Here is a 9,567-nt window from a genome sequence, read left to right on the forward strand (position 1 = left end):
TGGCACTGCGGGCACAAGCCCAAAAAAAGTGTACCCAGGGCTGACACCTCTGAGCGTGCCCGAACTCAGGCGCCTGCTGTCGAGGCTGCTGTGGGTCGCATCGCACGGCGCAGACCATATCCTGCGCTGGTCTGCCTGGCGCAGGCGACATCAGCGACGGGCGCAGCTGTTCCACTACCGTCGCCGGGGATACATTCCTCCTGAAGAGAATCTACGGCTGTAGTACTAGACGGCGAGCGCATCCTGGTCGAGAAAACCCCGGGCATCACCTGGTTCGAGTTGGCGGTCACAGCAGCTTGATCAGGCCTTTGGGTCATGAGCGCGGTATCTCTGGGACAGTCAAACTGGCCTGGGCGGATCAGGTATACACAGGTGAAGATGCCGGCTGCGCAGGAGCAAGGCATTGATCTGCACATGCTCTAAAAACACCCTTCCACCAAGTCAATCGACTCATCGCCAACGTATATTTTTCTCACTTTATCGGCAGCAATCTCGAATTTCACACCGTGACGCTTACCAATTTCCCAGATGTAGTAATAGAACCCGGTATCGTCATACTTATGACGTTCTATTTCGAGCTGTGAACCAAAAAGTTCTTTGAGTTTCGATGTTGAGTCCCCAACTTTCGCGCCGGATTTGGTCTTTATTGCGTGATCGGAAACCTCTATTCGGCTAATTTTTCCTTGCTGGATCATGTAATCTAGTCCCTCGTGGCGGCCACTCGCAGAAACATAATCGCACTCTGAATCAAGCGGCTTATTTTCAAAAGTATTCAGCTTAAATTTCAGCAAACTTTCTGCTTCAGCGATAGTCATCCCCACCTTGACAGGCCCATACCCTTTCGAATTAAGAAGCCACGGCTCATTTGCCTGGGTAGAAAAGCTTGTGCACAATGCAATGACGAAAAAATAAAGAGTTTTCATCCGAAGGCTATCTGATTTAAACCATGCTGAGCCATTTTTCAATGGAAGCACGATATGGTCGGATGCAATTCCAAAAAATAGCCATCGTCCCCAAAATTTAATGCTGCTGCATCAATTTTTGGGGCAGATGGCTGTCAATATATACCAACGCAGATCAGTTTACTGACTGAAATAACCAGGTGGCATCTCCAAGAAAGACCTCATTGGTTTCCATGGGGGAAATCTTCACATCAAAACCCTGATGCCGGAGGTAATAGCCTTGCTTGGCAGCGGATTCAAACGAAACAAAGTTCGCTGTGGCCTTGGTTTGAACCGGCGGACGGATTTTGAATCGGGCGCTTTGAGGGGGAAGCTCTTTGCCCTTTGACCAAATCTCAACCATATTGCTCGCATTGACGTTGAGATAAGCATCACTGTTGCCTTGATCGGTCAATTTGAGCGCAACTGTGCCGTCACCTAAGCTCACTTGTGCCAACTGAAGCAGGCTCTTGTCACCGCCAGGCTGGGCTTGCAGGATGATTACTTGTTTGCGGCTTCCGTCGTAGCCCATCCAATAAGGCGTTTTTTCATCCCTTTCGCCACTGATCGCCCAAGTATGGAGCTTGAACTTTGGCGGCATAACTGGGACGCTTGCCTTAGCAGCAGACTGCGTACCGCCAGCATCTTTAACGCACCGAATCGTCAAGATGTCAATCACGTTGGCGTCGAGAGTCCAGGCACCGTCATCGCCCATGGCGATTTTTCCGAAGGCTGGTTGTGTGTTGTTATTTTTTGGTGCCCACCATGCGCCGCGCTCGCCGACAAAAGTCATGTGTCCGGCATTTGCAATCCAACCGCCAGGCAAAGCGGAAAAGCCAGAGGAATTATTCGCAGCTTGATTGTTGGGCCAGGAGTCGCCGGTTGCTCTTAGTGGATAAGCAGCATGTTTGCCGTCTTTCTCTCCACGTGCTTTATCGCTTTTTGGATAGATATTGATAAGTTCATTCCACTCTTCCAGTGTGGATACGTGCCAATTGGTCGGGCAAACGTTTTTGCTGGTAACTACTTTCCAGTTATAAAAGGCGCCATATTTCTTGCTCTGGGCACTGTTCTTGTTATTTTCATACCAGTACATGGCTGGTCCAGCATCTTGCGCTCCGATGTTTGCCGTTTTAATTGGAGTGCCATCATTAAACTGGGTGGCCCGTAAATTTTCGGCCATCCATGTTTTTCCATTAATTACCACAGTCTTATATTTATTACCCTCCCGGTCTGCTACTGCTCCCTGTTGTTGGGCATGTGTGACAGGGTTTAGTGCCAGTATTAATAATGTGGCAATTCCTGAATATGTGACAGACTTTTTAAATGATTTCATTTTTTATTACCTATGACTTGGTGACGTTAATATATAATGGGGAAAGAGGCAGGAGGTGCTATTTACGGCATACTGCCGGAATATGCATCCTTTGGACGATAGGATGTCCGAGCCATCCTATCCCATGGCATTTGCCATGGGTCAACTATTTTTGCGCAAAACCATTCCGAGTCGAATTTGAAAACTCGCGAGGTATTTCGGATTCCACGGACACCACCCTGAAAACGCTTGGCCTTTGAGGCCATTGCGTACAGTCCTGAGCGGCTCACTCCCAGCGCCCTACAGCACTGCGCTGTGCTGGCCTTCTTCGCATCGACTACGCTGCTGACCAGGGCCTGCATCATTGCATTTCCCGGGCGAAGAAGGCCGAGGCTTTTTTTAGCAGCGCGTTATCGCACTGGAGTTGGCGGTTTTCTGCTTCAAGCTGCCGGATGCGTTGCTGCTCGGCTGTGAGGGGCTTGCCAATGCCGCAGCGTCCGGCCATCTCTTCATCAAACTGCGTCAGCCAACGGCGCTCAGCACTGTTGACCAAGTTGAGGTCTTTGCAGACCTGGCCAACGCTCAGGCCTTGGTCTCGAACCATCTTGACCACTTGCAACTTGAAGGTTGCGTCAAAGGCTCTGCGAGGCTTTGTTTCTGTCATATTCGTTTCTACTCAGGAGGGGGAAATGGCTCCTATCGAGGTGTCCTAAATTATTGGATCCTGACACTCCTTGATTGATAGCCGCTCACGATCGCTCATAGGGCGCTGCGGGCCGATTCTTTCGTGAACCGCGCCCGCGCGCATCACGTAAATGCGTGATGGCGCCGCGCCCGCCGTGCGGGACAATCCCCACGTTAGTGCAAGCGTCATCGTCTGTTTTCTAACTATTTCTTGATTTGATACATAGAGAGAGCTGTGAGTAAATCTATTTTTCGAGCCATGCTCGGTGCGAGTGCGATCTGTCTGGGGTTTGTTTCTACGATAAGCAATGCGCAAACGGCAAACCCTGGCACCTGCGAAATTTATCGTGATTTCGATTACAAAGGCGCATCGGGTAATGTGGTGGGAAACCAGCAGAAGGGAGATGCCGTTATTTTTACGGACCAAGCCAATGCTCCAGCGGACTTGGTTGGCTTTCTGTCCAACAAGGTGGGGTATCGTGTTTTTTATGACAAGAGTTGGAATAATTCAATCTCATCGGTCAAGGTTGCAGCAGGTTGCACTGTGGAGCTGCATGGCAGCCTGAAAATGCAGCAGGGTTCCGTGATGCCATTCAAGTCGTACACCAGCGATACGCCTCGTTTTAACGCGGCAGACAACGATAAGGCGCAGATGGTTATTTGCCGCTGTAAATAATTTGGCATGCAGGTTTTTATTAGTTCCAGCGCCGCGCCATTTGCAAAGGTTTCTCCTTTGTTTTTTGGGCGTTGCGCCGGGCTTCGCCTGCCTGCATTGCGCTGGTTTCAAGCCTTTTGGGCTCCTAGGAGCCTGTCGGACTTGGGCAAAATCCGCTACTGACATGAAAGACACCCGCAACACTTCGCTCCCGCCTCCTGCACAGCGCGCGTTGGGCATCGCCATCGGCGTACTTGCGCTCGCTGGCGCACCCGCTTCCAGCATGGCGGCCATCGTCTGCTCATCTCCTTCGCTTGCAGTGTCGGTGCCTGCCACTTTTGATGGCACCTATCTCAATCTTCAGACGGGCGTTGCTTCAGCCACGGATGCGGGCGTCCCAGGCTGGGACATCAACCCCTATGCGGTGAGTGGGTCGCAGCAACTGGCTTTCAACTGGCCGGCTGGCACTGCAGTGCGTCTCCGCAGGCACACGTGTTGAACAGCGGCGACACCATCGGCCCCGCTCAAGCCTACCTTGCCCAAGCTGGCGGCGGAAACGCCGTCAATTGGCGGACAACGCAAACCGGCAAATACTTTGGGCTGCGCTTCTACAACGAAAACACCTCGGCCATCAATTACGGCTGGATACAGCTGAATACCAGTGCTGCCAGCGACTTCCCGGCAACGATCAACCAGTATTGCTACGACGACACGGGCGCAGCCATCGCGGCTGGCGCTCTGCCCGCACCTACGCCTACGCCTGTGCCAACCTTCTCGGCTTGCTCCATGGCACTGCTGAGAATGGGCCTGGCGGCACTGGCTGGGCTGCGTAGAAAGCACTGAAACTTTCCTGCGAACACTACACTAGCCATTTCACAGCAAGCGCCAACAGCTATCGTTACGGTAGCTGTGGCATTTTTCATCGCCGGGCCGCCCCAAGATGAAAATCGGCCCCCTCGGGGGGCAGGGGCTACACGCAGTGAGCAAGCGTGGGGGCCATTTTTCAAACCGCATACTTTGACCGATGTCCACCCCGCCCCTACCCATCCTGATGGTCGATGACGACCCGCCCATGCTCGTGCGGCTGGCCGAGGTACTGGGCTCCATCGGCATCGCGCCGCAGCGGCTGCGGCAGGCCGATTCGGTGGCGCAGGCCCGGGAGCTAGCGGCGGGCGAGCCGTCATGGGCCATGGCCCTGGTCGATCTGGGGCTGCCCGATGGCAGCGGCCTCGACCTGATCGCCTGGCTGCGCGAGCGCGCCGGAGCGCTGCCCATCCTGGTGATCTCGGCCTGGAGCACCGAGGAGATGCTGATGGGCGCGCTGCGCGTGGGCGCCAACGGCTATGTGCTCAAGGAGCGCGAGGACGTGGAGATCGCTCTGTCGGTCAAGAACGTGCTCAAGGGCGGTGCGCCCATCGATCCCTTTATCGCCCGGCGCATCCTCGATCTGGCGGGCCGCCCGCATGCCCCGGTGCCCGGCCCTGGTCCCACGCTGCCCAACGCGCTGAACGACGCCCTGACCGACCGCGAACGGCAGATCCTCGACCACGTGGCCGCGGGCATGAGCAACCGCGAGATGGCCGAATGCCTGAACCTTTCCCGATGGACCATCGATTCGCACATCCGGCACATCTACGACAAGTTGGCCGTCAGCTCGCGCACGCAGGCGCTGCGGCGTGCGCGCGAGCATGGCTTGCTGCGCTGATCCTGCTACTGGCCTGCCTGGCTGCGCGCGCGCAAGCGGACACGCCAACGGCCTGGCCGGGCACGGTGGAGGCTGCGCCCTCGGGCTGGCTGGACGAGCGCCCGCCCGCATCCGGCTGGCGGCCCGTGCAGGTGCCCAGCAACTGGAACGCGCACTGGCCCGGCCATGACGGCGTGGTGTGGTACCGCCTGCGCTGGAACATCGCCGGCGCGCCGCAGACGCTGGGGCTGTACATGCACTACGTTATGTCGGCTGGCGCCATCTCGGTCAACGGCGTGGAGCTGGATCGCGACGAAAGCCTGGTGGAGCCGCTCTCGCGCGCCTGGAACCGGCCGCGCTTCCTGCTACTGCCCGCGCCGCTCTTGCACGCCGGCCGCAACGAGTTGCTGATTCGCGTCAGCGGCTACGCGGCCTACCAGCCCGCGCTGGGGAAGGTGGAAATCGGTCCCCCCGGCCCGCTGCGCGCCGCCCAGCGTGCGAGCGAGCTGGCACGCAAGGACCTGAACTGGCTGCACCTGGGCATCGGCGCCACGCTGGGCTGCTTCTTCCTGGCGCTGTGGCTGATGCGCCGGCAAGAGGCCGCCTATGGTTGGTATGCCGCGCGGCAGGCCGCGTGGGTGGGCTTCACGGTGAACTTCGTCAACACCAGCACCTGGCCCTTGGCGCACACCCATGCCTACGCCGCAGCCACCACGGCGGCCTACGTGCTCTATCACGGCTGCGGCGCCATGTTCGTGCTGCGCTTCATGGGCCGGCGCTGGCCGCGCCGCGAGGCCGTGCTGTGGTTGCTGATCTGCGTCGCCTGCGCGGCGGTGCTGCTCGCACCCCACGAGCACATGAAGACCGTGCGCCACACGCTGGCATGGGCATCGTCGGCGCTGGTCGTTGCCACGGCGCTCGTGTTCCTCCACCTGGCCTGGCGCGGCGGCAGCCTGGCGCAGCGCCTGCTGTCGGCCGCCATGGCTGCCAATGCGCTGGCGATGGTGCATGACCTGCTGGTGTTCTCGGCCCTTATCCACGGCAACTTCTACCTCGCGTCCTATACCGCCTGGCCCACCACCATCGGTATGGCGCTCACGCTGGCCTGGACGTTCGTCGCTAACACCCGGCGCATCGAGCGATTCAACGACGAGATGCACCACAGCGTCGCCGCTGCCCGCGCCGAGCTGAAGGCCTCGCTTGCCCGCCAGCACGCGCTAGAACTGCTGCACGCGCGGCTGGGTGAGCGCGTCAACCTCGCGCACGACCTGCACGACGGCCTGGGCGGCATGCTGATCGGCAACATCAACACCCTCGAACGCACCCGCGCCCCGCTGCCGCCGCAGCAGGTACTTGACATGATGCGCACCATGCGCGACGACCTGCGGCTCATCATCGACACCGCTTCGGCGCAGCACCACGGCGAGCTGTCGCTGGCCGACCTGCTCGCGCCGCTGCGCTACCGCATGAGCCAGTTGTTCGAGTTGCACGGCATCGAGGCGCACTGGCGAGTCTCCAGCCTGGACAAGGTGCAGCTGGACGCAACCCAGAGCCTGGACGTGCTGCGTGTTTTGCAGGAGGCGCTGACCAACGTTTTCAAGCACAGCCGCGCCACGCGTGTGGATGTGACCCTGGTTCGCGAAGAGGGCGGGCACCTGCGGCTGGAAGTCCACGACAACGGCGTGGGCCTGGAGTCCAGCGCAGCGGGTGCGCCGCCTCCGCCCGGCGGCACGGGCCTGCGCAGTATGCAGACCCGTGCACAGCGCCTGGGCGCGCGGCTGGCCGTGGATTCGCGGGGCAGCTCGACCACGGTGGCGCTGCACATGCCCTTGCAGGGGCTGCGTGGCAGTTCATAATCACCAAATCGATTGAATCTTGGCCAACATTGAGGGCTCCTCGGTGCCAAGCACCCGGGGGGCCAGGAAACGGGCCCCAACCCCACGGACAGAAGCAAGCTTGGCTCCAAACGACACCTCGTTGTAAACGCCAGAGGCATCCCGCTGGTGATCTTGGTTAGCGGGGCAAACAGACATGACTCCAAAATGTTCGAGAAGTGCGTGGACGCCATTCCTGTGATTGCAGGCTTGCCAGGGCGTCCCGGTAAAAGACCAGGGTGCGTTCGCGCCATCCGCGGCTGGGCCAAACCAGCGCAGGCGCGCAGTGCAACCATGTGCCGCTGCGCCTGGCCGCACTCAGTGAGCCGCTGCTGGCACAAGTAGCCAAGGCGCCCGAGCAGACGCTGGCGCAGCTGTGCCAGTGGGTGCAGGCAGAGCACGGTGTGCAGGTCGCTCCAGCGACCATGGGCAAGATGCGTATTCCACGCCATGGCGGACACGATTCCACGCTGAAGGCGGACACCTGAGGGGTGTTCTGAGTGACCCGAACGCGGCATACGCTGCCCGGTTTTTCGCCGGAGTCAGCGATGCCCACACCCAGGGTCACCATGAGCAAAATACGACACACACTGCAACTGCTGCACGGCGTGGCATTGAGCCCCCGCCAAATCGGTGCCGCCCTCGGCATCTCCAAATCCACTGTCAGCGAAATCGCCAGCTACGCGCGCGTGGCCAGCGTGGACTGGGCGCTGGCCCAGACCTTGAGCGACGAAGAGCTCCAGTCCCGGCTCTACAAACCGCCAGTGCCCCGCGCGTCGCGCCACCTGGAGCCCGACTTCGCCTACATCCACCGCCCGCGAACTGCGCCGCCCCGGCGTCACCCTGCAACTGCTGTGGGAGGAGTACCAACAGCAACACGGCGGTCAGGCCTACAAGTACAGCGCCTTCTGCGAAAAGTACCAAGCCTGGGCCCGGCGATTGAAGCGTTCGATGCGCCAGACCCACGAAGCCGGCGACAAGCTCTTTGTGGACTACGCCGGCCAGACCGTGCCCACCGTGGACGCCAGCACTGATTTTTTCAGCAGTGCTGTAGCACGTTTGTAGCACCACCAGATTTCGACTGATTCACGGCGATCACCGTTTCAGGTGCGAGAGGCGATTCGGCAGTGCTTTGCACAAGATGCCCAAGTCGAGTCCCTGGAGTCGCGTGTGTTGCCGATCGTGCGCAACCAGCCGGCCAGCAAAAATTTGCATTCAGCCCCTTCCATGAGAACTTGATCATGCGACCCGACAGAAGGTCTGTCAGTGGCGCCAGATCCCATGAAAGGAAAAATCATGACCGAGTCTTTTGTTGTTGTGCCCTCCCCCACCGATGCGCCCGAAGCAGCTCTGCATTCTTCGCATTGCCCGCTGGTGCATCAGGTCGATCCCAGCACCGACCCAGAGCGCGACCCCGCCATGCTGTGCTTTGCCGATAGTGGCCTAGCTGATGCCTGGGCTGCTTTTGCCTGTGCCTTGGGCACTTTGCATACCCAGGAGTGCAATTCGTTTTTGCCGGTACTGCTACAAGGGGAAATGGGGTCGCTTCAGGAAACGTAAAAAATCGTACGTTAAGCCCGATCCGAGCCAGATGCCGGCAGCCAGCGGTACAGCGTAGCCACCGAGACGCCCAGGTTCTGCGCAACGTCCTTGGGTGGCATGCTGCTGGCCAGCAGCTTCCTGGCCGAATCGATCTTGCTTGCGGTCATCTTGGGTTTTCGCCCCCCTTTGCGACCGAGTTGACGGGCCACTTCAAGCTCGGTGCGGGTGCGCTCGACGATCAGATCGCGCTCCATCTCGGCCAGGCTGGCCATCACGTGGAAGAAGAACCGGAAATTGCAGCACTTTACGCCCTGCTCAAACACTGCTCCCCCCATCGGTCTCGTAGGGCCACCCCTTCGGAGACTGGCGCTCAGCCTCCCTTACCGCTGCCACAGTGAGTTCAGACTCTGACTTGGAATCAGAATTTTCCACCTTGCTCTTGGAAGCTTGGAGCACCTCCTGTAGTGCCATCGCCCTTGCCTGCCACCTGGCAGTCTCCTCCTGACTCTTTACCCCCTGTGCTTTTACCTCGCCTATCTCCTGCTGTAGCGCCTGCGAGCGCCCCTGCCAACGCGCCCCCTCCTCCCGGGCAGCACCGAGCTGCTGACGAACCGCTTCCAGCGTAGCGACGGCCCCTTGGTGCTGCTCACGCCACTGCTCAGCCTGCGCCCGGTGCGCCTGGCGCAACTCATCGGTCTGCTGCAGCAGATGGCGCCTATCCTCATCCGCCCGCACCCTCACCTGGCGCACATCATGGGCATGATGCACCTTTAAGGCCCACCCCTTTCAAGGTGTTTGGAAAGAAACCATCGTAGTCTCCTGATTTCTCTGGAATCAGGAACAAGATGGTCTGGCAAGCAGTGATAGAGCGC

At 59.0% G+C, this 9,567-nt stretch carries 9 protein-coding genes and 4 pseudogenes; 9 read left to right on the plus strand and 4 right to left on the minus strand.

What is annotated here, in order from left to right:
• Positions 1-419: 419 nt before the first annotated feature.
• The 3 genes and pseudogenes from EV674_RS16900 to EV674_RS16910 all read right to left on the minus strand — a co-directional run.
• Positions 420-974 (minus strand): hypothetical protein, encoded by a 555-nt coding sequence (locus EV674_RS16900; protein WP_132750509.1) that lies wholly within the window; start codon positions 972-974, stop codon positions 420-422.
• 103 nt (positions 975-1,077) lie between these two features.
• Complete coding sequence (locus tag EV674_RS16905; protein WP_119014856.1) at positions 1,078-2,277, minus strand: FISUMP domain-containing protein; 1,200 nt, start codon at positions 2,275-2,277, stop codon at positions 1,078-1,080.
• A gap of 245 nt (positions 2,278-2,522) precedes the next feature.
• A pseudogene (locus EV674_RS16910) lies at positions 2,523-2,920 on the minus strand (transposase); the annotation flags it as partial.
• 255 nt (positions 2,921-3,175) lie between these two features.
• On the opposite strand from EV674_RS16910, the gene EV674_RS16915 reads away from it, so the two are divergent.
• The 9 genes and pseudogenes from EV674_RS16915 (at position 3,176) to EV674_RS16955 (ending at position 8,713) form a co-directional block, all read left to right on the plus strand.
• Complete coding sequence (locus EV674_RS16915; RefSeq protein WP_132750510.1) at positions 3,176-3,616, plus strand: hypothetical protein; 441 nt, start codon at positions 3,176-3,178, stop codon at positions 3,614-3,616.
• Positions 3,617-3,779: 163 nt separating this feature from the next.
• On the plus strand, positions 3,780-4,094 hold the full coding sequence (locus tag EV674_RS16920) for a hypothetical protein (RefSeq protein ID WP_132750511.1): 315 nt from the start codon (positions 3,780-3,782) through the stop codon (positions 4,092-4,094).
• Complete coding sequence (locus EV674_RS16925) at positions 4,091-4,438, plus strand: hypothetical protein (protein WP_119014853.1); 348 nt, start codon at positions 4,091-4,093, stop codon at positions 4,436-4,438. The genes EV674_RS16920 and EV674_RS16925 overlap by 4 nt, the downstream gene beginning before the upstream one ends.
• A 181-nt stretch (positions 4,439-4,619) precedes the next feature.
• Positions 4,620-5,300 (plus strand): response regulator transcription factor, encoded by a 681-nt coding sequence (locus EV674_RS16930; protein ID WP_119014852.1) that lies wholly within the window; start codon positions 4,620-4,622, stop codon positions 5,298-5,300.
• A gap of 65 nt (positions 5,301-5,365) precedes the next feature.
• Positions 5,366-7,135 (plus strand): sensor histidine kinase, encoded by a 1,770-nt coding sequence (locus EV674_RS16935; RefSeq protein WP_119014851.1) that lies wholly within the window; start codon positions 5,366-5,368, stop codon positions 7,133-7,135.
• A 33-nt stretch (positions 7,136-7,168) separates the two neighbouring features.
• A pseudogene (locus tag EV674_RS16940) lies at positions 7,169-7,417 on the plus strand (transposase); the annotation flags it as partial.
• Complete coding sequence (locus EV674_RS16945; protein ID WP_165887115.1) at positions 7,393-7,641, plus strand: hypothetical protein; 249 nt, start codon at positions 7,393-7,395, stop codon at positions 7,639-7,641. The pseudogene EV674_RS16940 and the gene EV674_RS16945, both read left to right, overlap by 25 nt.
• A 60-nt stretch (positions 7,642-7,701) precedes the next feature.
• Positions 7,702-8,167: pseudogene (locus EV674_RS18065) on the plus strand (IS21 family transposase); the annotation flags it as partial.
• A gap of 282 nt (positions 8,168-8,449) precedes the next feature.
• Positions 8,450-8,713, plus strand: a complete 264-nt coding sequence (locus EV674_RS16955) for a hypothetical protein (RefSeq protein ID WP_132750512.1) — start codon at positions 8,450-8,452, stop codon at positions 8,711-8,713.
• 11 nt (positions 8,714-8,724) lie between these two features.
• Here the strand turns inward: EV674_RS16955 and EV674_RS16960 are convergent.
• Positions 8,725-8,985, minus strand: a pseudogene (locus EV674_RS16960) (helix-turn-helix domain-containing protein); the annotation flags it as partial.
• Positions 8,986-9,567 lie beyond the last annotated feature (582 nt).

This window comes from Simplicispira metamorpha (assembly GCF_004341365.1).
Taxonomy (GTDB): Bacteria; Pseudomonadota; Gammaproteobacteria; order Burkholderiales; family Burkholderiaceae_C; genus Simplicispira; species Simplicispira metamorpha.